Source organism: Nocardia vinacea NBRC 16497 (assembly GCF_000308835.1).
Taxonomy (GTDB): Bacteria; Actinomycetota; Actinomycetes; order Mycobacteriales; family Mycobacteriaceae; genus Nocardia; species Nocardia vinacea.
In genome coordinates this window covers 31,243-57,750 of the sequence record NZ_BAGN01000236.1, presented here as the reverse complement: position 1 = coordinate 57,750, position 26,508 = coordinate 31,243, and the positions used below count along the sequence as shown (strand labels likewise).

The following is a 26,508-nucleotide window of genomic DNA, read 5'->3' as shown; positions in this document are numbered from 1 at the left end:
GCGAAGGGTGGAACCGGATGGGGCGCATTCGCGTCCAACCAGATATGAACGAGATCGAGTACGTGTTCGGAACCGGTGACGGCACGGTGCACGTCTGGACCAGCCAGGCGGATCTGGACCTATCCGGGTCGGGCGTTGGCGATGCGGTGGGACTCGACTTCGACGGCGACGGCCTGGTCGATGATGTGCTGTGGGATTCGCACGGCACCGGCATTGCCGATGTGGCCGGGCTGGATCTCGACGACGACGGTGTACTCGACCATTTCTTCACCGATCCGACCGGCAACGGCACCTGGAATCACCAGATCACCGGGAGCCAGGCCGATGCGGACAGCGAACACCTGGCCTGGATCGAGCGTACCGAGCCCGAGCCGGATCATCTCGCCGCTGATCAATTCGGCGCTGCCTTGTCGAATCACGATGAGCCGACGCGGGATTCGCGCTGGTTCGATCCGCAAGCTCCGATCGAGCATGTCGCCGCGCTTCGGGATCACCGGACCTGGTCGGGCGATGAATCCACTTATCCGACAATGCCGTTCAACGAGTAACCGGCACCCGCCGGCTGTTGACGGCAATGGCCACTATTCCGGCGCAATAGATCCCGGCGCCGACCAGCACCACGCCGATAGAGCGCCCATCGGCCGGTATCACCGATGCGGTGAGCGCGATCGCCAGCACGAACGCGATATTGAATACGGTGTCCTGCAATGCGAATACCTGACCGCGCCTGGTGTCATCGATATCGATCTGCATGGTCGCATCGCCGGTCAGTTTGATGGTCTGCCCCGCGAGCCCGAACAGGAATGCCGCGACCAGCAGCAATTGATGCGCCCGATGCGCCGCGGTCCCCGCCGTCGCGATCGCGGTCGGGGTGACCAGCGCCAACTGCACCACGGTCGCGGTCAACAGCCCGAGGACCACCGTGCGTGAGCGGCCGAGCCGCGGAATCAATACCGGTGCGACGACCGCCGCCACCAACATCCCGGCGGCGGTACAGCCGATGGCGAGCCCGAACCGGGTCAGTCCGGTATTCGCGCCGCCGCCGTCGACGGGCGCCTGCCGCAGCACCAGCACCATGATCAGCGTATTGGTTCCGAATACGATTCGATGCGTGCCGATGCCGATCATCGCGGTGGTGACCTGAACCGCTCCCCAGACCGCGGCCGCACCGTGGCGCAGACCGGTCGCGATCGCCCGCACCGCACTGTCGCGCGTCGCAGTACCCGGTTCCGGACCGAGCACCCCGGCCCCGAATCCGGCCGCGAATACCGCACCGCAGACCGACCACACGGCACTGATCGCCACCGCCACTGCCGACGCGAAATCACCTGCACCGATCAGCCCGATGATCGCGACCGCAGCTGCGGCGCCGACACCGGCACATCCGGACGCCACCGTGGCCAGCACCGAATTCGCGGGCACCAGCCAGTGCAGATCGAGCACTCGGGGCAACGCAGCCGATACGCCCGAGAGCACGAACCTGCTGATCCCGACCACAGCAAGCGCGAGCAACAACAACGGCGTCGCACTACTGCCCGCCAACAGCCCGATGCTCACCGCACCGATCAGCACTGTCCGCAGCACATTGGCGACCAGCAGCACCGCCCGCCGATCCCAGCGGTCCAGCAGCGCACCGGCATACGGCCCGATCAGCGAGTACGGCAGCAGCAATACCGCGAACGCGGCCGCGATGGCGAGTGGATCGGTCTCCCGTTCCGGGTTGAACAGAATGGCACCGGACAGCGCCGCCTGGAACATGCCGTCACCGAACTGACCGGTAAAGCGGATCAGCGCCAAACGCAACACGCCGGGACTTTCGCGCAGCGCCGTCTGTAGCGAAACCGGCCGCGCGTCCGCGGGGGTGTTGCCGTCGGGGCGACCAGTAGACACGCCCAGAGGCTACTGTGCTCGATTTGCAGCGCCTTCGGCGCTGCGTGTTCGCGGCCCCCTGTGTCTCGCGTCCGAGCCGTCGAGACTCGCGACTTCGTCGCATGCGCTTCGACGACTCGGACGCGAGACGGGCCGCGAACAGGTCGCTCGTAAGACTCGCTCCGTGGCGGTCAGCAATGTGGGCCTGTGACAGATCAAACGCAGTTCACCAGTGTGGAGATTGTTTCGCGCATATCCGGTGCCATCGGCAGATCGGCGAGCGCGGCCGCATCGATCCAGGCGAAGGCGTCGTGTTCGCCCGGGGCCAGCGCGACCTCGCCGGGCTCCACCTCGACGATGAAGCTGTACTTGCGCACTCGGGGCTTGGTCCTGGTGGCGTAGTCGAAGTCGCCGAGGAACTCGGTGATGGCGCGCACCCGCAGCCCGGTCTCCTCGTACAGTTCCCGTACCACGCATTCGGCCAGGGTCTCCCCGGATTCGACTCCGCCACCGGGCAGTTCGTACATGCCGCCGTGGTAATCGTCGGGTACGCGGCGCACTACCAGGAGTTTGCGATCGCGGAATACCGCGACACCGACGACGAAATCGCTGATCCCGTCGCGCTCTGCCGCATCGCGGAGTTGCTGCTCGATGCGTGCGAGCACCTCGGTTCGCATCCGTTCGTCACCTCCGATTCCGTTGTGGCACATGATGTTACGAATCCGCCGTGCACGCGTACAGACCCCCGTCGTGTGCTGGCGGGCCGTGCCGACCGCCGACTCGACTAACCGGTCGGTACTGCTCGCCTGCCGTTCACCCGCAGCCGCGAGTGACTGCTTGCACGTCACTCACGAAGATCAGCTCGCGTAAAATGCCGAGTGCAGGACAATTTACTAGGAATTCGGAGTACCACGTCGTAAGTGCTCCTACCCTGAAAGGTGATCGGTGCACGGTCCCGAGAGGAGGACCACGATGTCCACACTCACGACACCACACATCGATGTCCATCGCGGCGGCGATCGCATGAAAACGCGCGTGTCCTGGCTGGATTCGAAGCACTCGTTCTCCTTCGGGGAGCACTACGATCCCGACAACACCCATCACGGACTGCTGCTCGTCAATAACGAAGATATTGTTTCCCCTGGTCAGGGCTTCGAAACCCATCCGCACCGGGATATGGAGATCGTGACCTGGGTGCTCGGCGGCTCGCTGGTGCACCAGGATTCGCTCGGGCACAGCGGTGTCATCTATCCCGGTCTGGCGCAGCGGATGAGCGCGGGCACCGGAATTCTGCATTCGGAGAAGAACGACTCCTGGCGTCTGGACCACAGCACCGAACACGACCAGCCGGTCCATTTCGTGCAGATGTGGGTCGTGCCGGACGAACCGAGCCTGGAGCCCGGATATCAGCAGCTCGAGATCGACGACGAATTGGCCCGCGGCGGCCTGGTGACCGTGGCCTCCGGCCTGCCGCGCTATCGCGATCGGACCGCGATCGCCATCGGCAGCAGCCATTCGGCGCTGCATGTGGCGCGGCTGGCGGACAGCGGGGAAACCGAGGCGATCGACCTACCGGATGCGCCGTATCTGCATCTGTTCGTCGCGAGGGGTGAGGTGGAGATGGAGGGCGTCGGTCCGTTGTACGCGGGTGACGCCGTGCGCCTGACCAGATCGGGTGGGCAGCTGGTGACCGCCCACGGGCCGGCGGAGATCCTGGTCTGGGAGATGCACGCGCGGCTCGGCTCGAAATAACTCGCTCGTCATTAACATCCCTGCTCAGGAAGTGCGATCAGAAGGCGACTGCAGCGCAAGCGCACCGGCTGAGAGGAAGTCCTATGGCGCAATATCCGCCGCCCGGTCAATATCCGCCACCGGGTCAGTACCCGCCGCCGGGCCAGGGGCAGCCGAACTACTGGCAGGAATCCCCCAAGCGCAAGGGCATGGCGATCACCGCACTTGTGCTCGGCATCCTCGGCTTCCTGAGTTGCTGGACACTGATCGGCGGCTACCTGTTCGGCTTCTTCGCGCTGATCTTCGGCATCATCGCGCTGGTCAAGATTCGTTCCGGCAGTGCGGGCGGCACCGGCATGGCGGTCACCGGATTGATCCTGGGTGTGCTCGCGCTGGTCGCCGCGGTTGTGCTCAGCATCATCGGCTGGCGCTTCTTCGTAGACTCCGGTGGCAAGGACTATCTGGACTGCATGCAAAAGGCGGGCGACGATCAGACCAAACAAAACGAGTGTCGAGACAAGTGGGAGCACAGCATCGAGCAGAGCTTCAGCGTGACGCTCACTCCGCGGCCGACCCCTTGACGACACCCTTGACGACCGACCGGCCGCCGCTGTGCGCGCACGTCCGGGTGGCGGCGATGACATCGCCGAGTTCGGGGCGGTAGTCGCCTTCGGGCGGTGCGATCCAGATCCGGTAGCCGCTGAGCTCATCGGTCGGTGAGGGCAGCACGATCCGGGTGCCCGGCAGCACCACCGAAGCGCAGACCCGGAACAACTCCGGGAACAGCGTCATATCCAGGTACGAGTTATCGGTTGGACCGGTCAGGAATGACCAACGGCTGGAGCGCGGATGCGCGATGATCGGTCCGGTCCGCCCGTAGTTGGCGAGGAGGTAGGCGCGCACCCGCTTGCCGAGTTCGGCGGGCATGACGACCGCGCCGACCGCGCCGACTTCCAACAGAATTCGCCCGAGTCCCGGATCGACCACCCCGTAGAGACCGTTGTCCTTGCGATAGCGGCGACATCGCGCCAAGGCGTCCTGGGCCGCCGCGAAATCCTGGGCTGCCAGGTAGCTACCCGATTCCATTCGCGACGTACTCATGAGGAACCTCGCCTCGACTCTGAGTGGATCGACGTAAAAACCAAAGTTGCCGCTGAAATCGACCCTAGACCCGCACAAGTTCCTTGACAATAGTCACACGCCGAGTAAATTTCCGGCGTACCATCTCGGGCCATGGCGCCCGTTTCCCCGACCGTTGCTCGCTGGGAGCTGGTCCTGCGCCTGCGTGAATTGCGCGAACAGCGCGGCTTCGATTCGGCCACCTTCGCCAAGCGGGTCGGCTTCACCCCGGCCAACTGGTCGCATGTCGAGAAGGGGCGACGGGTGCTCACCACGAACACCATCGGCCCGGTGCTCGAACTGCTCGAGGTGGATTCCGAAGAACGCGGGGAGTTGCTGACACTGCTCGAGGCGAGTAAGCAGCGCGGCTGGTGGGCCAAATCGTCGGCTCTGATCGGGCCGGAACTGCAGCGGCTGTACGGCATGGAGTTCGGCGCGCAGAGCATTCGCAGCTATGACAGTTTGGTTTTCCCTGGTCTGCTGCAGTCCGAGGACTACGCGCGGGCGCTCATCAGTGCCGATGTGATGATCCGGCCGGTTCAAGTCGAGCAACTGGTAGCCATTCGGATGCGGCGGCAGGAGCGGTTGCGCGGTAAGGGCCGGGTGGAACTGACCGCGGTCATCGGCGAGGGCACCCTGCTGCAGCAGACCGGTGGGCCGGAGGTGTTGCGCGGGCAGTTGGAGTATCTGGCGAAGACGATCGAGCAGCTCGACAATATCGAGGTGCGCGTCATCCCGTTCGCGGCGCGGGCGGGCGCGGTGCTCGGCGGGTCCAGTTTCCACCTGATCGACTTCGCCGGGGAACAGCTGCCGACCTTCGCGTGGGCCGAGAGCGCGGTCTTCGGTGGCGCGGTCGACGATCCGGAACAGGTGCGCGATTTGAGCTTCGCTTACGTTCGCGCACTGGAACAATCGTTGAATCGTGCAGCATCATTGGCCCTGATCAGCAGGTATGCACGAGTGTAAAATCCTGCCCATGGCCACCACCGCTACCCTCCGGTCGGTTTTCACTGACTGGTTCACGTCGAGTCGATCGAACAACGGCAATCAATGTGTCGAAGTCCGGTTCGATGGTGACGCGGTGCTCATCCGTGACAGCAAATACCGCCGCAACCCGGCCAACCGCCCCGCTGAAGAGCCCATCATCACCGTCACCGCGAGCCTCTGGACCTCGTTCATCAACCTTCTCAACAGCGGCCGATCGCATAACGAGCTGATCGCACAAACTTGCGCCGACGGCAGCGCCACCCTGCGCCACGGCGATATCACCCTCTCCTACACCCCCGAAGAGTGGGATGCGTTCATCGCCGGCGCGCGCGACGGCGAATTCGATCGCATCATCCTGCCCGCCTGACCGCCTACCCCGGCCGTGACGCGGCCGGGGCCAACCTCGGCGACGGCAGCCTTCGCCCCATCTCTGCATACTGGAGATCGTGACTTCCGATCTGAGCAGTCCCTCCGGTATCGATCTCTCTCACCTCGACCACGCCGTGCGCGTTCAGGACGATCTGTTCGCCCATGTCAACGGCGGGTGGCTGGATACCTATGAGATACCGGCGGATCGTGCGGTCGACGGCGCTTTCCGGACGCTGTACGACCAGGCGGAGCTGGATGTGCAGACGATCATCCGGCAGGCCGCGGAATCGGCGGCGCCGCACGGCAGTGACGCGCGCAAGATCGGTGATCTGTATTCGAGCTTCATGGACACCGATACGGTGGCCTCGCTCGGGCTGGCGCCCATCGCGGGGGAACTCACCGAGATCCACGAGGTCGCCGATCGCAGTGCCTTCGCCGCGCTACTGGGTCGCCTGCAGCGCACCGGCGTCGGCGGCGCGCTCGGTTTCTATGTCGACACCGACGACAAGAACTCCAACCGGTATCTGGTGCACGCCACCCAGTCCGGGATCGGGCTGCCCGACGAGTCCTACTACCGGCAGGACGAATTCGCCGAGATCCGGGACCGATATGTCGAGCACATCGGCCGGATGTTCGCGCTGGCCGCCGCCGAACCGCAGATCGCCGCGCTGCTGCCCGCCGACCTGGCGACGGTCGGACAGCGGATCTTCGAATTGGAGCGCAAGCTCGCGGCCGGGCACTGGGATGTGGTGCGTCGCCGCGATGCCGAGTTGAGCTACAACCTCACCACCTACGACGCGCTGGTCGCCGCGCATCCGGAATTCGATTGGCACGCCTGGACTGCCGCGCTCGCCGAGGGTATCTCGAAGTCGGGTCCCGAACTGTTCGCTGAAGTGGTTGTGCGCCAGCCGGACTACGTGCGCACCTTCGCGCAGACCTGGGCGGCCGAACCGCTCGCCGACTGGCAGGCGTGGGCGATCTGGCGGCTGTTGCGTTCGCGGGCGGCCTATCTCACCGATCCGATCGTCGAGGAGAACTTCGACTTCTACGGCCGCACCCTCACCGGCGCGCAGGAGAACAGGGAACGCTGGAAGCGCGGTGTTTCGCTGGTGCAGGATCTGCTCGGTGAGGCGGTCGGCAAACTGTATGTCGGCGAACACTTTCCGCCAGAGGCCAAGGCTCGGATGGTCGAGCTGGTCGCCAATCTGCAGGAGGCCTACCGCCGCAATATCGCCGAGCTGGACTGGATGGGGCCGGATACCAGGGCGGCCGCGCTGGCCAAACTGGAAAAGTTCACCCCCAAGATCGGCTATCCGGACAAGTGGCGCGACTACTCCGCCATCGTCATCGTCCCGTCCGATCTGGTCGGCAACTACCGACGCGGCTATGCCGCCGAACACGATCGCGATCTGAACAAGCTCGGCGGTCCGGTCGATCGTGGCGAATGGTTCATGACCCCGCAGACGGTTAACGCCTACTACAACCCGGGCATGAACGAAATCGTCTTCCCCGCGGCCATTCTGCAACCGCCGTTCTTCGACATGCACGCCGACGACGCCGCCAACTACGGTGGCATCGGTGCGGTGATCGGTCACGAGATCGGCCACGGTTTCGACGATCAGGGCGCCAAGTACGACGGCGACGGCAATATGATCGACTGGTGGACCGATGCCGATCGCACCGAATTCGGTAAGCGCACAAAGGCTTTGATCGACCAGTACAACGTGCTCTCACCCAAGGCGCTGTCCGACGACCACACCGTCAACGGCGAATTCACTATCGGCGAGAACATCGGTGATCTGGGTGGACTGTCCATTGCCCTGGCCGCCTACCGGATTTCGATCGAAGGCGAGGAGCCGCCGGTCATCGACGGACTGAGCGGTCTGCAGCGCGTCTTCTACGGCTGGGCACAGGTGTGGCGGACCAAGGCCCGCAATGAGGAGGCCATCCGCCGCCTGGCCACCGATCCGCACTCGCCGCCCGAGTTCCGTTGCAATGCGGTGGTTCGCAATATCGACAGTTTCCACGAGGCCTTCGATGTGAAGCCGGGCGACGAGCTGTATCTGGAACCCGCGCAGCGCGTCAAGATCTGGTGAGCACGCGGCGGGCCGAGGACGCCGAGCGCTCAGCGCAGGCGTTCCTCGGTTTCGCCGTCGAAGAAGAAGATCTCGTCGATTTTCGGGCGCAGGCGCAGGCGGTCGCCGAGGGCCACCTGGAAGCGGCGGTCCACCCGGGCCACCACCTTCCCGGAGCGGCTGTTCCATTCATCGGTGACGCCGTGGCTGTAGATGAAAGATTCGGCGCCGAGTTCCTCGAGCAGTTCGGCGGCCACGGCGAGACTGTTATCGATCTCGGTGGTGGTTTCCCACGATTCTGGACGGATGCCGACAATGACCCGCTCGCCGGTTGCGGTGCGTGGCAGGGGAATTCGCAGGTCACCAAGGACGGCGGCACCGTCCCGAACAGGGGCGTCGAGCAGATTCATGCCGGGTGAGCCGATGAACCCCGCGACGAAAGTATTGACCGGATCGTCATAGAGCTCACGGGGTTTGGCGATCTGCTGGAGTTTCCCTTCGCGCAGCACCGCGACCCGATCGCCCATGGTCATGGCCTCGACCTGGTCGTGGGTGACGTAGACGGTGGTGGTGCCGAGGCGCTTCTGCAGCGCGGCGATCTGGGAGCGGGTGCTCACCCGCAGTTTCGCATCCAGGTTGGACAGGGGTTCGTCCATGCAGAAGACCTGGGGTCGGCGCACGATGGCGCGCCCCATCGCAACGCGCTGGCGTTGTCCACCGGAAAGTTTCGCCGGTCTGCGGTCGAGCAGATGCTCGAGTTCGAGCATCTTCGCCGCCTCCTGCACCCGAACCGCGGTGTCCGCCTTGTTCATTCCGGCATTGCGCAGTGCGAAGCCCATATTCTGCGCGACCGTCATATTCGGATAGAGCGCGTAGCTCTGGAATACCATCGCCACATCGCGGGCGCGCGGCGGCAGTCCGGTGACGTCCTTACCGCCGATCAGTATGCGACCCGCCGCTACGGATTCCAATCCGGCCAGCATCCGCAGACTGGTCGATTTGCCGCAACCCGATGGGCCGACGAGGACGATGAATTCCCCGTCGGCGATATCGAGCTCCAGGTTGTCGACGGCGGGCGCCGGCGCACCGGGATACAGATGCGTCACCCCATCGAAGTGCACTGTTGCCACGGCGTCGATCTCCCTCTTCGTCGGTATTACTTGGGCAGCTTCGGCGTGATCTGCCGGTCGATAATGGTCTGCAGCTGACTGGCGACATTCGCGAAAGCCGTTGCCGGATCGGCATTCTGCAGACCGATCTGCTCCAGACCGGTGCCGATGATCTGGTCACCGCCGGGTACGAACACCCGTGCGTAATCCTGCGATTTGGTCACCGCGAGCTGCTCGATGGCGACCTTCGAATTCGGGTTCTTCGCGAGGAAGTCGACCTCGCTCGGATCGGTCACCGCGGACTTGCGCACCGGCATATATCCGGTGCCCTGCGAGAAGTACGCGGTATTCGCGGCATTGGTGATGAACTCGATGAACTTCAGCGCGTTCACCTTCCGCTGATCCGAGATCCGGGACGGAATCGCCAGCCCGGCACCGCCGGTGGTGACGCCGGGGCCGTTGGGATGCGGCAGGAATGCGGTGCCGAATTGCAGTTTGCCCTCGGCGTTCTTCTGGATGCCCTTCAGATCGCCGGTGGAGGCGATAGTTGAGGCGATGACGCCGGTGCCGAAGTCGACGGCGATCTGCGGTTTGATACCCGCGTACTTCTTGGTGTGGATCATATCGCGCAGGAATTGGCCCGCCGCAATGGTTTTGGGATCGGTGAACTTCAGCGTCCACTGGTCCGAGTAGGCGCCGCCGAAGGTCCAGTTCGGACCCTGGAAGGTCCAGGCCAGGTAGTTCTTGGCGTCACCCCAGCCGTGCGCGAGCTTGCCGTCGCCGACCACCGACTGGATCTTCGGGCCCCACTCGTCGAATTCCGGCCAGCTCTGCGGGCCGCGGTCGGGCAGACCGGCCTTCGCCCAGACATCCTTGTTGTAGTAGAACAGCGGCGTCGAGCGCGCGTACGGCAGTGCGTAGTGCTTACCGTTGAAGACGTAGTCGGCGGCCAGCGAATCGACGTAGTCGTCGAGCTTGACCCCGGCGTCGGCGAAGTGCGAATCGAGCGGTTCGATGGTGCCGTTCAACGCGTAGTTGAACCACCAGACATCCGACAGCACAACGACATCGGGCAGCTCGCCGCCGGATAGCGCCGCATTGAACTTCTGCGACACCTCCTCGTAGTTCTTACCCGCGTCGACCAGATTGACCTTCAGATCCGGATACTTCGCCTGGAACCGGTTGATCAGCTCGGCCTCGAGTTCCTTCGAGGTGCCAGGGTGATTCGACCAGAAGGTAATGGTGTTGGCGTCACCGGACTGCTTGCCGCCACCGCCGCTGCCCGCACATGCGGTCAGTGCGGTACCCGCCGCAAGCGCACCGGCCAGGCCGATGAATCCGCGCCGTGACAGTGCCGGGAATTGTGAATTGGACACTGGAATCTCCTTGTCTCGGTATCGCGTAGCGATTCCTTGAGGGGTGGCGGGTGGGCTCAACCCTTGACCGCACCTGAGGTGAGGCCCTTGATCATGTGGCGCTGTAGCAGCAGGAAGACGACGAGGATCGGCAGCATGGTCAGCAGCGTCCCCGCCATCACCGGTCCCCAATTGGTGACGCTCGGATTCTCGGTGTTCTGCAGCAAGGTCAGGCCGACCGGCAGTGTGGCGACCGTGGTGTCGTCGGCCATCAGGAACGGCCAGAGGTATTCGTTCCACTCGTTGACCAGCGTGACCACCGCGAATGCCACCATCGTCGGTCCGGACATCGGCAGCACCACCCGGGTGAGCAGGCGCCACCAGTTGGCACCGTCCATCCGGGCCGCCTCGATCACCTCCGAGGGCAGCGAGAGGAAGTGATTGCGCATCAGGAAGGTGCCGAAGGCCACCCCGCAGAGCGGAATGATGATGCCCTGAAAGGTATTTCGCCAACCCAACTGGGCGATCAGCGCGTAGTTGGAGATCACCGTGATCTGGTTTGGCACCATCAGCGCCGCGATGATCACCAGGAACACCAGGGTCTTGCCCGGAAACCGCAGGAACACCAGGCCGTACGCGCTGAACACTCCCAGCACGAATTTCACCAGCGCGATGATCCCGGTGATGATCAGCGAATTGCGCAGGAACGTCCAGAACGGCAGCGTCGTGGTGGCGTCCTCGTAGTTCGCCGGATGCCAACTGTGCGGCCAGTACACCGCGGGCTGGGTGTAGATATCCGGACGTGCCTTGAACGAGGTGATGAAGATCCAGAACAGCGGAACACCGACGATGATCAGCACGCACACCATCGCGGCGTATCCGAGCACCGTCACCGCGCGCTGTCCGCGGCGATACGAAAGAGTCTCGTTCCCATGGCGGCCCGCGCGGGTCGCTACGCGGTTACGCATGCTGCCTCCTGGGCGCCCGTCGCTCCGGGTGCACGTGTTTCACTGGTCGCCCCGATCCATGATGCGTACCTGGACCAGCGTGACGACCAGCAGCACGAGGAACATGATGGTGGCGACCGTCGCGCCGTAGCCGGCCCGGAAGTTGCGGAAGGACTCTTCGTAGACCTGGTAGACCATGGTCGTGGTGCCGGTGCCGAGCGGCCCGCCGCGCGTCATCACATTGATGATGTCGAAGACCTGCAGCGAGTTCAGCAGCACCGTGATCGACAAGAAGAAAGTGGTCGGGCGCAGTTGTGGCAGTAGCACTTTGGTGAAGGTGGTCCAGCGGCCGGCACCGTCCATCTCGGCCGCTTCCATGAGATCGGCCCGGGTGCCCTGCAGCGCGGCCAGGTAGATGACGAAGGTGTAGCCGAGGTTCTTCCAGATATAGGTGACCGTCACCATGAACAGCGCCCAGTGCGGGTCCTGGTAGAAGTCCGGGACCTTGTCGACGCCGATGCGGTGCAGCACATCCTGGATCAGCCCGAAGCTGGGATCGAAGATGAACTGGAAGGCCACGCCGATGGCCGCGCCGGAGATGACGAACGGGGCGAAGATGGCCGAGCGAACCACATTGCGGCCGAACAGCTTACGGTCCAGCAGCAGGGCCAGCGCCAGGCCGAGCACCATGCTGCCGACCACCGCGGCCAGGGTGAAAACCACCGTATTGGTGACGATCTGCCAGGAGTCGTCGCGGCCCCACCATTCCCGGTAGTTCGCGAACCCGATGTAGGTCACGAAGTTGTCGGAGATATTGAAGTCGGTGAACGAGAGCCGGATATTGTCGGCCAGCGGGCGGTAGACGAACAGCGTCAGCAGCACCAGATTGGGTCCGAGCAACACCAGGAACAGCGCATAGTCCTGCCACGGCCGACTGCGTAGGCCACGCCCGCGCGGTTGGGGCAGTACTCGTTCCGGCCTGGTTCGCACGGCCGAGACTCTACGGCGCACAGCAAACAGTCGGTTAACTCTGAACGCCGACGCGCTGAACTTCTCGCGCGCTCCCCCGCCTTCCGGAACCTCTTGACGGTCGTGGGGTGCGAGGCCACCTTCGTCGCGGGCCGACGGTCGGGCTGGTGGCTGGATGCTGGGCGTACCCGACGAGTTACCCATGTTCTCCCGCAATCAGTTGTAGCGTTGCGCCACTCGGGAGATTAACCGGCAACTGGTCTGTCGTCCGGGAATTCCGGAACACCATCAGTTGAACAAAACGAACTCGGCCCAGGCGATCGCGCCTGGGCCGAGTTGAGCTTGGACTTCCGAGGTGCTACCTCAGTCGTTCCAGTCGCCGTAGCCGTCGCGGGCGTTCAGGGTGCCGCCCTTGGTGTTCTGGACGATGACCGGGTCGCCCTTCTTGGCGTTCTCGAAGAACCACTTGGCGTTCTCGGTGCTGACGTTCAGGCAGCCGTGGCTGGCGTTCGAAACACCTTGCTGCGCAACCGACCACGGGGCCGCGTGCACGAAGATACCGCTGTTGGAGATCCGGGTGGCGTACTCGACGTCGACCTTGTAACCCTCTGGATCGGTGGTCGGCACACCGTAGGTGGACGAATCCATGGTCATCTTGCGCAGCTGCTCGCCGACGAAGTAGGTGCCGTTCGGGGTCTCGTGCTTGGTCTTACCCATCGAGGTCGGCATCGTCATGATCTCCTCGCCGTTGCGAGTGATCGTGATGGTGTGGGTGTCGTCGTCGGCGGTGGTGATGAATGCGTCACCGATCCGGTATGCGGTGCGGGTACCGCCCGCCTCCACGGTCACATCGGTATTGGCCGGCCAGAACTCGTTCGGCCGCCAGCGCACCTGCTTGTCGCTGAACCAGTAGAAGTGACCCGGCGCCGGATTCGAGGAGGTGATCTTGATGGCCTGCTCGGCGGTGGCGTGATCGGTCACCGGTTCCTGGAAGTTGATGATGACCGGCTGCGCGACACCGACGGTCTCGCCGTCACCGGGGCTGATACTCGGCGGTGCGAAGTTCGCCGTGGCACCCGGATCGGTGGCGGTCGAGTTGGCGGAGCCGGTGCCGACACCCGGCAATGCCGGATCGGCCTGAGCCGGCGCGACGGCGGTGATGCCGACCGCGGCGATCGCCGCCGACAATAGGATGCCCTGCCGGAGTCGGCGGGCTAGCGCTCCCCGACGGGGAGCAGTCGACGTCCCGGTGTGCAAAGCGGCATGCATAGGTTTCTCGTCCAATCCATCTCTCGCCCACGCCGGTGGCGCGGTGAGATCTCTCATCGGTGTGGAGCTCGCAGGGCGGTTTCACGAAGACGCTTCGTGGATTCCGTGCGAACGCCCACGGAAAAACGGCGCGGGGCACACGAAGCACCCCACGGGTATATGACGCACCCGACCCTGGCGTCCTTCCTACCGTCCAGAGCCATCCGCGGCCACCGGCGTTTCGGATTGATTCGTGCTGACCACGTGATGTGGCGAGCGACACATATGCTGTTGGGGGTCATGATCATTCGCGAAACTGGCCGGTCAGGTCCGTGAGCCTCGATGGCTCAGGACGGCCGTCAAGTCTTTCGACCCCCGGATGGGCGAAACTCCTTCGTGAGATAAATCACGAAACGACATCGAATGGGATCGACCGATGCGGCCCCGTCGCGATGTTGTGCGGCACCGACAGCGGCGCCCGCCCGCGCGCATACCGCGGTGGCAATCGCAGCCGCCGTCGACCGAGAATGGTCGCGAGCACGATCCGCAGTTCGTAGTCGGCCAGCGATGCCCCGACGCACCGACGATGTCCGCCGCCGAAGGGTGCGAACTCGTACGGCCGGTACTTGCGCTCGATGAACCGCTCCGGCCGGAACAGCTCCGCATCCGTCCACACCGCGGGATCGGAATGCAGCAGCGGCAGCGCGATGCCCATGGTGTCGCCCGCCGCGAGCTCGACACCACGCAGTGCGAACGGCGCGGTCAGCCTGCGCAGCACGATCGGCACCGCGGGATGCAGCCGCAGTGTCTCCTGGCAGACCGCGTCCAGAAACGGCAGCCCGGCCAGCTCGAGCGGGGAGGCGTCGGGTCCGGCCGCGTCCAGTTCGGCGCGCAGGCGCTGCAACGCCTCGGGTTCTCGATGCAGATGGAACAGCGCCCACACCAGACCGGTCGCGGTGGTCTCGTGTCCGGCGACGAGCAGGGTGCGCAATTGGTCGCACAGATCGTCATCGGTGATCGAGCTGCCGTCGTCATAGCTGGTCGCGAGCAGTAGACCGAGAATGTCGGCGCCGACCGAGCCGACGGCCCGACGCCGCGCGATATCGGTCAGGATCAGCTCGTCGAGCCGCTCGCGCGCGGCCACGAACCGATCCCACGGCGCCCGACCGAACAGCCCGCGGCGCAGTGCGGGCACCAGCATCAGCGGTCCGGAGTAGGCGGTGAGGAATTCCGCGACCGCGGCGGTGTACTCGGCGCGGCGCTCGCGGCTGTCCACCCCGAATACCGCCTCCAGAATCACCCGCAAAGTGATCGCCCTGGCTGCCGCCCGCGAGTCGATGCGCGTGCCCGGTGTCCAGGCCGGGCGGGATTCGCCTGTGCTGCCGGACATTTCGGCGATGGTGGACTCGCGGATGAGTTCGCCGTAGGCGCGGATCCGCGTGCCGTGGAAGGCGGGTGCGAGCAATGCCCGATCGCGTCGATGTCGTTCGCCGGCGGTCAGGATGAGTGACGCGGAGCCGACCAGCGGTTCGATCGGATTCGGTCGCGGCGGTTCGAGCAGATCGATCGGCGCTCGGAAGAATTCGCGGGCGCCGTCGGCCGTGCCGGTGAACAGCGCCGCGCCGAAACCGGGAAACCGCACGTAGAACGGGTCGCCCTCGCGTGCGCGTCGCCACCGGAAGTACCGCTCGAAATCGATGCCCGCCGCCAACGCGTGCGCAACCACCATTCTCGGTGCGCGCGGCGTCGAAGGCGCGGTGTCCAGCGCCGCTTCCTCGGGTGCGCCCGCCTGCTCCATATCTATAGCTACGAACTCACGCCGGTCCCGGTTCGACTGCCCCCTTCGGGCGCACCCTGCGCACCGTATTGCCGGCGAGGGCGGCCAAGCGCGCGAGCCGGGCGTCCCCGAGCGCGGTCACCGCATTCCCGAGCCGGTTGGTGACGAAGGCGATCGACATGCCCAGTTCGGGATCGGCATAGGCGCCCGAACCGCCGAGTCCATAGTGGCCGAAGGCTTTCCGCGGCTGCTGTTTGGACATCACCACCGGACGGTGATAGCCGAGGGTGAATTTCAACGGCACCCCGAGCACATAGTCGCGGCTATCGGCCCGCTGCGTCTCATTGATGATCGCGATCGTCTCCGGTTGCAGGAACTGCACCGCGTCGATGGCGTGACCACCGCGTTCGGGATCGAGCGCCTCGACCCGCCCATCATTCGCAAGGGCCCCATACATTCTGGCCAGTGAGCGCGCCGAGAAGACACCGTTCCAGCCGGGCATCACCGCATCGTGCACGCGCGGATCGCGGACGAGTTCGTCGAAGCTCTCCGGCATCCCCGCCTCGGCGAGTCCGCGCACCGGCCGCACCCAGGACAGCACCGATGACGCGGTATTCCAACGGATTCCGGGTGGATTCAGATGCGGAAAGATCTTGGCGATCCGATAGCGCTCGGATTCCGGTACCCGGAACCAGAATTCGTCATAGCCGAGTGGTTCCGCGATCTCGCGCCGCACCACATCGGTGAACGGATCACCGGTGACGCGCTGCACGATCTCGGCCACGAGCCAGCCGAAGGTGATCGCGTGATAGCCCGATGTGCGGATGCGCCGCGGGTCGGCGGGACTCTCGGCCAGCGCCGCCACCACGGCGTCGTAGTCGAGGATGCCCTCCCGGCCGGGGACCAGGCCGCGCACCCGGTGCAGTCCGGCGCGGTGCGAGAGCACATCGCGCACCGTTATGTCGTCCTTGCCGTGTGCGCCGAACTCCGGCCAGTAGGTGGCGACCGGGGCTTCGTATTCGATCTGCCCGCGCTCGGCCAGCCGGTGCACCACGGTCGCGGCGACGCCCTTGCCGGTGGAGAAGGTGAGCGCGACATTCTCACCGTTCCAACGTCGATCCTTGGCCGCCCAGCCCGCCCAGATATCGACGACGGGCCGACCGTCGAGATAGATCGCGAGCGCACCGCCACCACGCGCCGGCTGGGCGAACATGCCGAAGAAATGGTCCGCGAGGCGGACGAATCTCGGATCGACGAGCATCTCCAGTGGCGCGGCTGGCCACCGGTCCGGTGCGGGGAAGGCTGAAACCATGGGTCACACCTCCTGCTGGCTGGCTGGGGCCGAATTCTCAGCCTAACTCGGATCGTGGCGTTTGCCAGCGACCGAAAGGGGTGGTCAGACAGGTCGCGCCGGTTGCCGAATTCCACGCGAAGGCTGCCGCGCCCAGGCACACCACCGCGCTGTCGGCCGTCGTGACCTGTGCGCGCGAGCCGTCGAAGGCGATCGATACCGCGAACAGCGGGGTGGGCGGGCTCGGTTGGTCGGTCTCCGAATCCGTTGCCGCAGCGGCGATCGAGGTCAGCGCGACGGCATCGGCGCCGAAGCCGAGCGCGATCGGAATTCCACCGACTCCGTCGCTGGCACCCACACCGCCCGCCGCACCGATACCGAACGCGGCGGCACCCAGGCCGGCACGGGCGTAGCCGACTCCGTCGTATCCGGCCGCCCGTGCCCGGCCGAGGGATTCGGCCGAGGCCCGGCATGCGGTGCTTCCGTCGATCACGGTGACATCCGCCCCGCCGTCGGAAGCGCAGTGCACATCGGTTGCCGAGGCCGTCGCGGGGAGGATCAGCGCGGCACCGAACGCAGCGGCGGTGCAGGTGATCGCGCTGATCAGCTTCACGGACGAATTCCTCTCACACCGGAAACCCCACCATACCCAGATCGGTTGCTGTGATACCGATTCCGCTGGTACGCCGCAGTGCCACAGTGATCGAACCGACATTTGGGCCGGCACAGTGCTTCTCCGATGCGGTTGCTGTCGACTCGACGCACCTGCGCTCGGTGGTGTATGCATGGCGTGGTATTTCACGCATTGCTAGATCACTTCGGATTCCGACGGGGGTATGAGTTCGGAGCGTTACAGCCGGGAGGACTGTAAGTGTCTCGTCAACCGATCTCTGGTCGCCTCGCGACGGCGGCCGTCGCCGCGGTCGCCGTCGTCGCCGCGCTCTCGCTAGCGGGCTGCGGCAATAAAATCAGCGGCAATGCCCAGCCCGCCATAAACGGGACCATCGATGCGGTCTCGTCCACCAACACGCCGAAAACCTCAGGGGCCAGGCCCACCACCAGCGCGCGTCCGTCCTCCGGTAAGCCGACGGCGACCACCTCGGCGACCAAGGGCGGCAGCACCGATTTCCAGGCCAATGTCGGTGACTGCGTGACGCTCGGCGGCACCACCGATAACGCCACCATCGCCAAGGCCTCCTGTGGCAGCCGGGCCTCGAACTACAAGGTCATCGGCAAGGCGGCGACCAGCTCGCAGTGCGTCGCCGACCGCGACTCCGCCTACTTCGAAACCCTGAACGGTGTGCAGCAGGGCGCGATCTGCCTGGATATCGACTGGGTCGTCGGTGGCTGCATGGATATCAGCGGCGAGGATCCCAAGCGCATCGACTGCACCGAACGCGTCAGCCAGGGCGTGAAGGTGACCAACATCCAGCAGGGCGCCGACGATGCCAGCGTCTGCGGCAGCAGCAGCGGCTTCGAGTACCCGACGCGGCGCTTCGTGGTCTGCGTCCAAAATCTCTGACGCCCACGATAATCGGCCGGTAGCGGCTACGTTTGGTCAGTGCGCGAGCGAACCATAGACACAGCGTCGGAACGAACGGCGGAACCGAGCCCCAGCGAGGTGCGGCCGTGAGTTCTGAGCTACCCCGTCTGGGTTCGGCAACCGGCCGCTGGATCCTGCTGGCCACCATCCTCGGTTCGTCGGTGGCCTCGCTGGATGCCACCGTCGTCAATATCGCGTTGCCGCGCATCGGCGAATCCCTCGACACCGATGTCGCGGGGCTGCAGTGGACGCTCAACGGCTACACGCTGACCCTGGCCTCGTTCATCCTGCTCGGCGGCTCGCTCGGCGATCATCTCGGCCGCCGCAAGGTGTTCGTCTGGGGTGTCATCGGATTCGCATTGGCCTCGGTGCTCTGCGGTGCCGCGGTCGATATCGAGATGCTCGTCGTCGCCCGGATCCTGCAGGGTGTGGCGGGTGCGATGCTCACCCCAGGCAGCCTGGCGTTGATTTCCTCATCCATCGATCAACGGGATCAGGGTGCGGCGATCGGCCTGTGGTCCGGTTTCGGCGGTGTCGCCGGCGCACTCGGTCCGTTCCTCGGCGGCTGGCTGATCGAGCTGGCCGGCTGGCAGTCCATCTTCTTCATCAATGTGCCGCTCGCGGTGGTCGTCGTACTCGTCACGTTGCGGCATGTGCCGGAGAGTCACGACCCGAATGCCTCGGCGCGACTGGATATTCCGGGTGCGGTGGTGGTCGCGGTGGCCCTCGGCGCGCTGACCTTCGGTCTGATCGATGCGATGCCGCTGCTGGTGGTCGTCGGACTGCTGCTGCTCGCGGTCTTCGTGGTGATCGAAATGCGCAGCGACCATCCGCTGGTGCCGCCGTCACTGTTCGCTGGGACATTTTCGTCGGGCGCGGGGTCCTCCGTGGTTCCGCAGACTGCCTCCTCCGGGCCCGTCGCATCCGGCGGGCGGGTCTTCACCGCCGCGAATCTGGTCACCCTCGCGGTCTACGCCGCGCTCGGCGGTGTCTTCTTCCTCCTGGTCATGCAGCTGCAATTGGTGGCGAAGTACACGCCGCTGATGTCGGGGGTGGCCACCGTCCCGGTCACTTTGATCATGCTGGTGCTTTCCGCGCCCGCGGGTCGTTGGGCGCAGGTGCACGGTGCGCGCATTCCGATGACGGTCGGTCCGCTGCTCGCCGCGCTCGGCCTGATGTTGCTGCTGCGCATCGGACCCGACACCACCTATCTGACCGATGTACTCCCGGGTGTGCTGGTGTTCGGTCTCGGCCTGTCGGTATTGGTCGCTCCACTCACCGGCGCGGTACTCGGCGCGGTGCCCGCCAGTGAGGCCGGTATCGCCTCCGGGGTGAACAATGCCGTGGCCCGTACCGCTCAGCTGCTCGCGGTCGCCGCGCTACCCGGCCTCGCCGGCATCTCCGGATCGCTCGGCGACCCAGTGGAATTCGACCGCGGCTTCGGTGTCGCGATGTGGATCTGCGTCGGCCTGCTGGTGGCCGGTGCGCTGATCGCGGCAGTACTACTGCGCGCGCCGCGCCGCGCCGCGACACTGGACAATGTCGACTGTATGCCGCAGTGCGGGGTGGCGGGTCCGGCGCTGGCGCCGCTCCACAAAACAGAATGAGCGGGTCATTCGACCCGCTCATTCGGTATTCGACTGATCTTCGCTAGATCGGGTTGAAGCCCGCCCCGACGCTGCCACGAGCATTGATATCGCCCATGATCGAGCTCATATTGGTGCCGACCTCGGGTCCGAAGCAGGCGATGGCGAGATACGCGTTCACCATCCCGACCAGGGTGGTGCCGACGACGACCGGCGCCCCGGAATCGCCCTCCACCACACACATCTGCGACCAGGTCTCCATATTCGTGCCGAACAGGTCACCGTAGGCGATGCCGCAGGTATTGCCGGTGGTGCGGCCCTCCTTGCAGACGATCATCGGGAACTGGGCCGGGCCGCCGATCCCGGTGATGGTGACATTGCCGATCCGGTTCACCGGGGTGATCTTGGCCGGATCGAATTGGATGATGGCGTAGTCGAGATCGTGGTTGGAGTAGACGAACCGGCCGATCACGCCTGCGCCGCGGTCGATTTCGGCGTACACCTGAGCGCCCGGGTCGCCGCAGTGTCCCGCGGTCAGTCCGACCAACCGGCCTCCGCCGTCGTAACCGACCGTCGTGACAGTGCACTCGAACTGATTATCGATAATGATTCCCGACCCACCGCCGATGACGGGCGGCCCCGGCGCGGCGTCCGCGGTGCCGGCCCCCGTCGCGACCAGTGCCGCACCAAGAGCTACGGCGAAGGCAGCGTTGGCCACCTTGGCGAGTTTGCTGAACATGTCCCTCCAGACGTCGGAAGTCCGCACGATATCAATCTGTCGCACCCATCGTGTCAGTATTCGGCTCCGGGCGCGTCCTGTACTGCCCTCTGGTGTCGAGCGCGTCGGTGTAGACCGCACTTTTCGACATTTATGATGCAGCGTCTCATTTTCTCGCGATAGCGAATCACTATTACTGTAATCCTCGCAATGCGACTGATTGCGTTTCAGTTGTATGTTGATCGGTGTCGCAGAAGCCATTCGAATCGCGCGCAGATTTTGCATGAATATTATCCGCGAAAATGGTGGAACAGGTCATATGCGGGGCTGATCGGAGCCGGTGGAACTGTAGCTTGTTCCGGAAGTATCACCGTTAACTTTGGGACCGATCCCAAGCGTCGGGGCACTGCTCATAGCGTTTTCCCTACAGTGACTCCAATCTATGACTGCAATCACACGGTGGTGGGTGTGTTCTGCACTACTCCGTAGTAGGGTGCGTCAAGCAAACAAGTCGTCGGGGTTTGGTTACCGGCGTCGAGAGGGGTTAGCCAGTGCAGTCGACCAAGAGTCCACCAGCGCAGTCACGGATGAGTGACGCGGTTGATTGGACGAAGGCCTACTGGGAAGACCATCCGAAGCGCTCCTTGGAGACCTTCGGCAGGCAGATCACGATGGGGTTCGCAGCGGTAGCGGAGTTGTTCATCGCGATATTCCGACGCCGCTTTCCTTATCGTGAGTTCATCCGCCAGTGCGCGTTCATGTCCAGTGTCGCCGCGGCACCGACGCTGCTGGTCGCCATCCCGATCGGCGTGATCGTTTCCATCCAGGTCGGCGCGGTCGCGAGCCAGGTCGGTGCGACCTCGTTCATCGGTGCGGCGAACGGTCTCGGCATCATTCAGCAGGGTGCGCCGCTGGTCACCTCGCTGATGATCGCGGGCGCGGTCGGATCGGCGATCACCGCCGATCTCGGTTCGCGCACCATCCGCGAAGAGATCGACGCGATGCGGGTGATGGGGGTGGATCCGCTGCGTCGTCTGGTCGCGCCCCGGCTCGGTGCGGCCATGCTGGTCAGCGTATTGCTGTGTGGTTTCGTCGTATTCGTCGGATTTTTGACTGGCTACATTTTCAATATTTTCGCGCAGGACGGCACCCCGGGTTCCTATATCGGCACCTTCTCCTCGTTCGCCGTCACCATCGATCTGCTTGTCGCACTGGTGAAATCGTTGATCTTCGGGTTGCTCGCGGCAATCATCGCCTGTGATACCGGGCTCAATACCCGGGGCGGTCCGGGCGGAGTCGCCAACTCGGTGAACTCCGCGGTGGTCAGTTCCGCCATCATGTTGTTCGGCGTGAACTTGATCATCACCCAGATCTACAACGTTCTTCTCCCCCCACAGGTGGTCTGAGCCGGTGTCAACAACCTATGTACCGCCGCTGCTGCGGCCACTTCGGCAAATAAAGAAGTCCGCGCAGGTTCCGGTGGATATGGTTGCGCGCCTGGGTCACCAGGTGTTCTTCTTCCTGCGGTCGGTGGGCTCGATCCCGTTGGCGCTGCGGCACTATCCGAAGGAAGTCTGGCGGCTGCTTTCGGATGTCACCTGGGGCAACGGCAGCCTGGTCGTCGGTGGCGGCACCATCGGCGTCATCCTCATCCTCAGCGCGTTCGGCGGGATGACGGTCGGCATCCAAGGCTATACCTCGCTGAATCTGCTCGGCCTGAGTCCGATCACCGGCGCCATCTCCGCATTCGCGACCACCAGGGAGTTGGGTCCGCTGCTCGCGGCACTCGCCTTCGCCGCCCAGGCCGGCTGTCGATTCACCGCTCAGCTCGGCGCGATGCGGATCTCCGAGGAGATCGACGCGCTCGAGTCGATCGCGATCCGGCCGCTGCCGTATCTGGTGAGCACCAGGATGTTCGCGGCGATGGTCGCCATCGTTCCGCTCTACTGCCTGGGCCTGGCGATGGCCTACATTTCCTGCTCGCTCACGGTGCAGCTGATCGGCAACACCTCCAGCGGTACCTACGCGCACTACTTCTATCAGTTCCTGATACCGGGAGACGTGCTCTACTCGCTGCTCAAGGCGATGGTGTTCGTCGCGATCACCACGTTCATCCAGTGCTACTACGGCTTTTTCGCCTCGGGCGGTCCGGAGGGTGTGGGTGTCGCGGCTGGTCGGGCCATCAAGATGTGCATCATCATCGTGGTTTTCGCTGACCTGTTCATGACATTGGCGATCTGGGGCGTCAATCCCGGCATCCGGATCTCGGGGTAGGACGAGATGATCATCGATCCCAGTGGGCGTGGCCCCACCATGCGACAGTTGTTGGTCGCCGGCGTATGCGGACTCATCGTCTTCGCGCTGATCCTCGGCTTCCTGATGGCCAGATACCGTGGCTATTTCGTACCCAAGGTGCATGTGGTCGCCGAGCTGAAAAGCACCGGCGACGGGCTGCCGAGCGAGGCGGATGTGAAGTTCCGCGGCGTGCTGGTCGGTGCGGTCAAGGATGTCGATGTCGTCGCCAAGGGCGAGCGGCAGAAAGTGCAGATCGACCTGAAGCCGGAGTTCGCCGGCGACATTCCGTCGAATGTGACCGCGCGGGTGGTACCGAGCAACCTGTTCGCCGTCACCTCGGTGGAGCTGGTCTTCAACGGTCCGGCCGATAAGTACCTGCACGAGGGCTCCACCATCGCGGAGGACACCAGCCAGGGCACCATCGCGCTGCAGGACACCCTGACCACCGTTCGGACGATCCTCACCAAGCTGGATCCGGTGCAGTTCGGCCGGGTGCTCGGCACGCTTTCCCAGGCGCTGGACGGCAGCGGCCGGATGCCGGGCTCCACCATCGAGCGGTTGGACAGGTGGCTCACCTCGGTGGACGAGTCCATCCCGAATCTCGGTGTGCTGCTCGACGATTTCTCGGCCTCCGCCCATGCGCTCAACGAGTCCGCGCCGGAATTGCTCGATGTGCTCAACAGTTCGGTCAAGACCGCGCAGACGATCGCGGATCACCGGTCCGCCCTGGTCGCGTTGATCAGCGGAACGGCGGGCACGGTGGATACGGTCAACGGCCTGTTCGCCCGCAACGGTGATATCGGTAAGCAGATCACCGCGGGCACCAGCGATATGTTCGGCGCGCTCGCCGCGGATGCGAATTCGATCCCGGACACCATCGCCTCGCTGAACAACTCGCTGCGCAAGTTGAGCACGACCTTCCACTGGGGTCCACAGCGGCAGATGGTCTGGAATGCCGGTGCGACGCTCACCCCGTACCGGCCATACGAACAGGCGGACTGCCCGCGCTACGGCAATCTGGCAGGCCCGAGCTGTGCCACCGCGCCCGCGGTCTCCGATCCCGGCTACCTGCCGGAGTCTATGAAGCCACGCTCGCTGGAAACGGCGCAGGGTTTGGCGAAACTGCCACTGCCCGCGGGTTTCCCGGAGATCCCTGGTCTGACCTCGCCGGGTGATCCGCTCGCGGCGAGCTCGGCCGAGCCGAAGCCGGCCAGCCCGTTCGCGGGTACGCCACTGGAGGGGTTGTTCCCGAATCCGGCGCCGCCGGCGCCGAATGCACAGCCCTCCGCCGACCAGCCCGCGGCTCCGGTCGTGCCCGCCCAACCAGCGAGTGCGCCGGTTACCGCCGGTCCGATTTCGTACGAAGGAGATGCCGCGATCGTGGCGCTGCTCGGTCGTCGGCCGACCGCGGCCGAATATCTGCTGCTCAGTTCGGCAATGCGCGGGGGCACCCTGCAGGTCGGCGAAAGCGGTACCGACAAATGAGCGTTCGTAAACCATTGATCGGCTTCGGCCTCTTCGCGATCGTCTCGATCCTGGTCACCGTTGTCGTCTGGAATACGCTGGCGCGGGTCGTGGAGGGTGATACCAACACCTACACCGCGACTTTCAGCGATGTGCTCGGCCTGCACGAGGGCGATGACGTCCGGATGGCAGGCGTGCGGGTCGGCAAGGTCGAGAAGATCGAACTCACCCGGGATACCAAGACCAAGAAGTCCCTCGCCAACGTGACGTTCATCGTGCAGCGCAACCAGACGGTGTACGACGACACCAAGGCATTGGTGCGCTACCAGAACCTGATCGGGCAGCGTTATGTCGCACTGGCCCCGGGCAAGGCGGCGAGCCCGGCGGCGTTGAAGAACAAGGCCACCATTCCGCTCGAGCGCACCGAACCGTCCTTCGACGTCTCGGGTCTGCTCAACGGATTCCAGCCGCTGTTCCAGGTGTTGCAGCCCGAACAGGTGAACCGGCTCTCGGAGACCTTCATCCAGGCATTGCAGGGTGACGGTGTTTCGTTGAGCTCGTTCATCACCCAGGCCGCGACCCTGGCCACGGATTTCCAGCGCAGGGATGCGATTCTCAGCGATGTGATCACCAACCTCAGCGGCGTGATGTCCGGGTTGGCCAAGCGAGGTGATGAATTGGAGACCCTGGTTACCCAGACCCGGGCACTGATCGGCGGCCTGTACGACCAGGGCCAGTCGCTGCAATCGTCCACGGTGCAGATCGCGGACGCGACCAGCTCCCTGGTCGACATGCTGGGCAAGATCCAGCCGAAGCTGGCCACCGCACAGGATTCGACGAGCGCGGCGCTGACACTGTTGATCGCCAACGGCGCCAAGCTCGACCAAGCCGCGATCGACCTGCCCGCGGCGCTGGCCGACCTCGGCAAGTTCACCCAGGACGGCGCCTACGCGAATGCGTACTTCTGCAAGCTGGACGTCTCGCTGTACAACATCCTGCTCCCCCGCGGTCTGCTCCCACAGATCGGTGGCAACGGACAGTCGGCGGTGTGCCGCCCATGACCAAGATCAAGGACAGGTTCAACAGCAACCGTTACTTCTGGCTGGGTGTCATCGGTGGCGTCCTCATCATCGTGCTGCTGATCGGCTCGAGCGCTTACAAGTTGATCGGTGTCGGTGAGAAGACGGTCAAGGCCGAGTTCGTGCAGACCGCCGGGGTCAAGGTCGGCGACAAGGTCAATGTGGCCGGTATCCCGAGCGGCCATGTGGCCGGTGCGAAGCTGGAGAACGGGCATATCCTGCTCACCCTCAGCGTGAACAATGATGTCAAACTCGGGCCCGATGCCAAGGCCTCGATCAAGATGGCGACGCTGCTCGGCGCACGCTATGTCGATCTGGACCCGGGTGATGGATCGGGACTGAAGGACAGCCGAATTCCGTTGTCCAACACCTCGGTTCCATACAACCTGGCCGATGTGGTCGAGTACGGCACCCCGAAGTTCGAGGCGCTCGACACCAAGCAGTTGGCCACCTCGCTCGATCTGATCAACAAGCAGATGGGCGATTCGCCCGCGCTGACGGCGCAGGCGCTGGACAGCATCGGCGCGCTGGCGAAGGTGATGGATTCGCGCAAGGCGGAGGTCGACAGCCTGCTCAAGGATCTCGACCGGGTCACCAGGATTCTCGGCGACAACCGCAACAGCGTGCTGTTGGTGATCACCCAGGGCGAGGCCATCGCCAACAGGGTGATGGAGCGTCAGGGTCTGCTGCGGCAGCTGCTCGACAATGTATCGACGCTGAGCCGCCAGCTGCAGGAGATCGGCGCGGCCAATAACAACCAGCTCGGCCCGACCATCGAGCAGCTGAACACCATGGCCGAGGGCCTGCAGAAGAACAAGGACAACCTCGACCGGATGCTGCAGATCATGCCGGTGTCGGTGCGCACCTTCAACAACGCGTTCGGCAATGGTCCGTACGGTGAGGTCGCCATTCCGTGGCTCTTCCCCGACAACTGGTTGTGCTTCGCCCACGTGATCGAGGGGTGCAAGGGATGAGAC

General features: G+C 64.5%; 25 protein-coding genes. 13 read left to right on the top strand and 12 right to left on the bottom strand.

The window, feature by feature from the left end; translation table 11 throughout:
• The first annotated feature begins 17 nt into the window (after nucleotides 1–17).
• Nucleotides 18–548 (top strand): hypothetical protein, encoded by a 531-nt coding sequence (locus ON44_RS47200; RefSeq protein WP_051182712.1) that lies wholly within the window; start codon nucleotides 18–20, stop codon nucleotides 546–548.
• On the opposite strand, the gene ON44_RS33205 is transcribed toward ON44_RS47200, so the two are convergent.
• Together ON44_RS33205 and ON44_RS33200 are read right to left on the bottom strand one after the other, a co-directional pair.
• Nucleotides 538–1,890, bottom strand: coding sequence for an MFS transporter (locus tag ON44_RS33205; RefSeq protein ID WP_040697759.1), 1,353 nt, complete (start codon nucleotides 1,888–1,890; stop codon nucleotides 538–540). The two genes, ON44_RS47200 and ON44_RS33205, sit on opposite strands and share 11 nt — an antisense overlap.
• A 194-nt stretch (nucleotides 1,891–2,084) precedes the next feature.
• Nucleotides 2,085–2,546 carry an NUDIX domain-containing protein gene (locus tag ON44_RS33200; protein ID WP_040697756.1) on the bottom strand — a complete coding sequence of 154 codons (462 nt, stop codon included), beginning with the start codon at nucleotides 2,544–2,546 and terminating at the stop codon, nucleotides 2,085–2,087.
• Nucleotides 2,547–2,841: 295 nt separating this feature from the next.
• Here ON44_RS33200 and ON44_RS33195 point away from each other — a divergent pair, with 295 nt between their 5' ends.
• Together ON44_RS33195 and ON44_RS33190 are read left to right on the top strand one after the other, a co-directional pair.
• The gene (locus tag ON44_RS33195; protein ID WP_040697753.1) at nucleotides 2,842–3,621 is read left to right on the top strand and encodes a pirin family protein; all 780 of its coding nucleotides are present in this window, start codon (nucleotides 2,842–2,844) and stop codon (nucleotides 3,619–3,621) included.
• Nucleotides 3,622–3,704: 83 nt separating this feature from the next.
• The gene (locus tag ON44_RS33190) at nucleotides 3,705–4,181 is read left to right on the top strand and encodes a DUF4190 domain-containing protein (RefSeq protein WP_040697749.1); all 477 of its coding nucleotides are present in this window, start codon (nucleotides 3,705–3,707) and stop codon (nucleotides 4,179–4,181) included.
• On the opposite strand, the gene ON44_RS33185 is transcribed toward ON44_RS33190, so the two are convergent.
• Complete coding sequence (locus tag ON44_RS33185) at nucleotides 4,159–4,701, bottom strand: hypothetical protein (RefSeq protein ID WP_051182711.1); 543 nt, start codon at nucleotides 4,699–4,701, stop codon at nucleotides 4,159–4,161. The two genes, ON44_RS33190 and ON44_RS33185, sit on opposite strands and share 23 nt — an antisense overlap.
• Nucleotides 4,702–4,833: 132 nt before the next feature.
• Between ON44_RS33185 and ON44_RS33180 the strand changes: the two genes are divergently transcribed.
• From ON44_RS33180 to ON44_RS33170, 3 genes are all read left to right on the top strand, one after another.
• Complete coding sequence (locus ON44_RS33180; protein WP_040697746.1) at nucleotides 4,834–5,685, top strand: Scr1 family TA system antitoxin-like transcriptional regulator; 852 nt, start codon at nucleotides 4,834–4,836, stop codon at nucleotides 5,683–5,685.
• A 10-nt stretch (nucleotides 5,686–5,695) separates the two neighbouring features.
• Nucleotides 5,696–6,073, top strand: a complete 378-nt coding sequence (locus ON44_RS33175; protein WP_040697841.1) for a DUF397 domain-containing protein — start codon at nucleotides 5,696–5,698, stop codon at nucleotides 6,071–6,073.
• A 70-nt stretch (nucleotides 6,074–6,143) separates the two neighbouring features.
• Nucleotides 6,144–8,171 (top strand): M13 family metallopeptidase, encoded by a 2,028-nt coding sequence (locus ON44_RS33170; RefSeq protein ID WP_040697744.1) that lies wholly within the window; start codon nucleotides 6,144–6,146, stop codon nucleotides 8,169–8,171.
• A 29-nt stretch (nucleotides 8,172–8,200) separates the two neighbouring features.
• Here the strand turns inward: ON44_RS33170 and ON44_RS33165 are convergent, their stop codons facing one another.
• The 8 genes from ON44_RS33165 to ON44_RS33130 form a co-directional block, all read right to left on the bottom strand.
• Nucleotides 8,201–9,280, bottom strand: coding sequence for an ABC transporter ATP-binding protein (locus tag ON44_RS33165; protein ID WP_040697742.1), 1,080 nt, complete (start codon nucleotides 9,278–9,280; stop codon nucleotides 8,201–8,203).
• Nucleotides 9,281–9,306: 26 nt separating this feature from the next.
• Complete coding sequence (locus ON44_RS33160; protein WP_083898276.1) at nucleotides 9,307–10,635, bottom strand: ABC transporter substrate-binding protein; 1,329 nt, start codon at nucleotides 10,633–10,635, stop codon at nucleotides 9,307–9,309.
• A gap of 56 nt (nucleotides 10,636–10,691) precedes the next feature.
• On the bottom strand, nucleotides 10,692–11,483 hold the full coding sequence (locus ON44_RS33155; RefSeq protein WP_373283240.1) for a carbohydrate ABC transporter permease: 792 nt from the start codon (nucleotides 11,481–11,483) through the stop codon (nucleotides 10,692–10,694).
• 138 nt (nucleotides 11,484–11,621) lie between these two features.
• A complete protein-coding gene (locus ON44_RS33150) occupies nucleotides 11,622–12,551 on the bottom strand; it encodes a carbohydrate ABC transporter permease (protein WP_040697738.1) in 930 nt (309 codons plus the stop codon).
• Nucleotides 12,552–12,893: 342 nt separating this feature from the next.
• On the bottom strand, nucleotides 12,894–13,799 hold the full coding sequence (locus tag ON44_RS33145; RefSeq protein ID WP_040697736.1) for a L,D-transpeptidase: 906 nt from the start codon (nucleotides 13,797–13,799) through the stop codon (nucleotides 12,894–12,896).
• A 385-nt stretch (nucleotides 13,800–14,184) separates the two neighbouring features.
• Nucleotides 14,185–15,576 carry a cytochrome P450 gene (locus ON44_RS33140; RefSeq protein ID WP_083898275.1) on the bottom strand — a complete coding sequence of 464 codons (1,392 nt, stop codon included), beginning with the start codon at nucleotides 15,574–15,576 and terminating at the stop codon, nucleotides 14,185–14,187.
• A 16-nt stretch (nucleotides 15,577–15,592) separates the two neighbouring features.
• Complete coding sequence (locus ON44_RS33135) at nucleotides 15,593–16,867, bottom strand: serine hydrolase domain-containing protein (RefSeq protein ID WP_040697734.1); 1,275 nt, start codon at nucleotides 16,865–16,867, stop codon at nucleotides 15,593–15,595.
• Nucleotides 16,868–16,904: 37 nt separating this feature from the next.
• Nucleotides 16,905–17,459, bottom strand: coding sequence for a DUF6764 family protein (locus ON44_RS33130; protein ID WP_040697732.1), 555 nt, complete (start codon nucleotides 17,457–17,459; stop codon nucleotides 16,905–16,907).
• Nucleotides 17,460–17,732: 273 nt separating this feature from the next.
• Between ON44_RS33130 and lppU the strand changes: the two genes are divergently transcribed.
• Together lppU and ON44_RS33115 are read left to right on the top strand one after the other, a co-directional pair.
• Nucleotides 17,733–18,368, top strand: a complete 636-nt coding sequence (gene lppU / locus ON44_RS33120) for an LppU family putative lipoprotein (RefSeq protein ID WP_040697836.1) — start codon at nucleotides 17,733–17,735, stop codon at nucleotides 18,366–18,368.
• A gap of 107 nt (nucleotides 18,369–18,475) precedes the next feature.
• On the top strand, nucleotides 18,476–19,996 hold the full coding sequence (locus ON44_RS33115; protein WP_040697728.1) for an MFS transporter: 1,521 nt from the start codon (nucleotides 18,476–18,478) through the stop codon (nucleotides 19,994–19,996).
• Between the two features lie 43 nt (nucleotides 19,997–20,039).
• On the opposite strand, the gene ON44_RS33110 is transcribed toward ON44_RS33115, so the two are convergent.
• Nucleotides 20,040–20,714, bottom strand: coding sequence for a S1 family peptidase (locus ON44_RS33110; RefSeq protein WP_040697725.1), 675 nt, complete (start codon nucleotides 20,712–20,714; stop codon nucleotides 20,040–20,042).
• Between the two features lie 566 nt (nucleotides 20,715–21,280).
• On the opposite strand from ON44_RS33110, the gene ON44_RS33105 reads away from it, so the two are divergent.
• From ON44_RS33105 to ON44_RS33085, 5 genes are read left to right on the top strand one after another with little or no spacing between them, the layout of a single operon-like run.
• Entirely contained in the window at nucleotides 21,281–22,099 is an 819-nt protein-coding gene (locus ON44_RS33105; RefSeq protein WP_174415204.1) for an MlaE family ABC transporter permease, read from the top strand.
• Between the two features lie 4 nt (nucleotides 22,100–22,103).
• Nucleotides 22,104–22,967 (top strand): ABC transporter permease, encoded by an 864-nt coding sequence (locus ON44_RS33100; RefSeq protein WP_040697719.1) that lies wholly within the window; start codon nucleotides 22,104–22,106, stop codon nucleotides 22,965–22,967.
• A 6-nt stretch (nucleotides 22,968–22,973) separates the two neighbouring features.
• A complete protein-coding gene (locus ON44_RS33095) occupies nucleotides 22,974–24,473 on the top strand; it encodes an MlaD family protein (RefSeq protein ID WP_040697716.1) in 1,500 nt (499 codons plus the stop codon).
• Nucleotides 24,470–25,513 (top strand): MCE family protein, encoded by a 1,044-nt coding sequence (locus ON44_RS33090; RefSeq protein WP_040697713.1) that lies wholly within the window; start codon nucleotides 24,470–24,472, stop codon nucleotides 25,511–25,513. The genes ON44_RS33095 and ON44_RS33090 overlap by 4 nt, the downstream gene beginning before the upstream one ends.
• Complete coding sequence (locus tag ON44_RS33085; RefSeq protein WP_040697710.1) at nucleotides 25,510–26,505, top strand: MCE family protein; 996 nt, start codon at nucleotides 25,510–25,512, stop codon at nucleotides 26,503–26,505. Before ON44_RS33090 ends, ON44_RS33085 begins: the two co-directional genes overlap by 4 nt.
• Nucleotides 26,506–26,508: the final 3 nt, after the last annotated feature.